The sequence below is a fragment of the Rhodopseudomonas sp. B29 genome, from assembly GCF_000333455.1.
In the GTDB taxonomy this organism is placed as follows: domain Bacteria; phylum Pseudomonadota; class Alphaproteobacteria; order Rhizobiales; family Xanthobacteraceae; genus Rhodopseudomonas.
Map to the genome: position 1 here is coordinate 1 of NZ_BADD01000293.1, position 1,298 is coordinate 1,298.

At 64.6% G+C, this 1,298-nt stretch carries 1 protein-coding gene and 1 pseudogene; both read left to right on the forward strand.

Features of this window, described 5'->3' with window-relative positions; translation table 11 throughout:
* Positions 1-808 (forward strand): outer membrane beta-barrel protein (locus I5M_RS10810; RefSeq protein WP_022721421.1); only part of this gene is annotated, 808 nt, incomplete at its 5' end.
* 108 nt (positions 809-916) lie between these two features.
* Positions 917-1,298 (forward strand): annotated as a pseudogene (locus I5M_RS10815) (Na+-dependent transporter); the annotation flags it as partial.

Consider the following 1,298-nt stretch of genomic DNA (forward strand, 5'->3'; position numbering starts at 1 on the left):
GGGCAGCCGAAAATTCGGGCTCGGTCTGACAAAGTACCCGATCTTCACCACGACCGGGGCATCGGGCGGCATCGATCAGAATTTCAACCGGCTGCGCGTCACCGCGATCGGCACCGTCGATCGCACCGTGTACCAGAACTCCGAGCTCACCGACGGCACCACCGACTCGAACCGCGATCGCAACTACAATCAATATGGCGGCGTCGGCCGGGTCAGCTACGAGCTCAAGCCGGGGCTGCAGCCGTTCGTCGAAGTCGAAGGCGACACGCGCGTTCACGACGCCGTCACCGACCGCAACGGCTATCGCCGCGACTCAAACGGCGGCTACGCCAAGGCCGGTACCAGTTTTGAACTCACCCGGCTTTTGACCGGCGAGGCTTCGATCGGTTGGGCGTCGCGCACCTATTCGGACGCACGGCTACAGAACCTCGGCGGCCTGCTGACTTCAGCCTCGCTGATCTACACGATGACTCCGCTGACCACGGTGAAACTCAACGCCGACACCACCATCTCCGAGTCGCCGCTCGCCGGCGTCTCCGGCGTGTTCACCCGCACCTACACGGCCGAAGTCGACCACGATTTCCGCCGCTGGTTGACGGCGATCGGCAAATTCACCTACGCGACCTACGACTACCAGGGCTCCGGCCGCTCCGACAAATTCAGCTCGATCGAAGGTGACTTGGTCTACAAGCTGACACGTCAGTTCTGGGTCAAGGGCCAGCTGCGCTACGACACGCTGGCCTCCAACGTCGCCGGCGGCAGCTACAACGCCACCGTGGTGATGCTCGGCGTGCGCTTGCAGAACTGAGGGCAGCGGGTCGCACCGAGCCGACACACACGGCAATCAGAAGTGATTTTGTCGCGCCCGCCGTCCTCGGCCATTGTCCGGCCGCTGATGGTCTGGGGCAGGGGACGAATGTCGATCGGTTTGAGGCGCGGGATGATGCTGCCCGTGCAGGCGCTGGCGTGGCTTGGCCGGCAAGGCACGCGTGCCATCGCGGCGCTGGTCGTTCTCGGCCTCGCGGTGCCACCGCTCGGCGATCTGTTGAGACCCTATGTGGGCGAAGCCGTGTTCGTGTTGCTGTGCATCTCCTTCATGCGGGTCGACGCGGCGCATGTCCGCACGCATTTGCGACAGCCCGGCATCGTCATCGCCGCCACCGCCTGGACAACGCTCGCCGTGCCGACGTTGGTCGGTGCCGGATGTCTGAAAACCGGCCCGAAAGCGCATTCCCCTGAACTGTTTCTGGCGCTGTTGCTGCAGGCCGTGGCGTCACCGATGATGGCGTCGCCGGCCC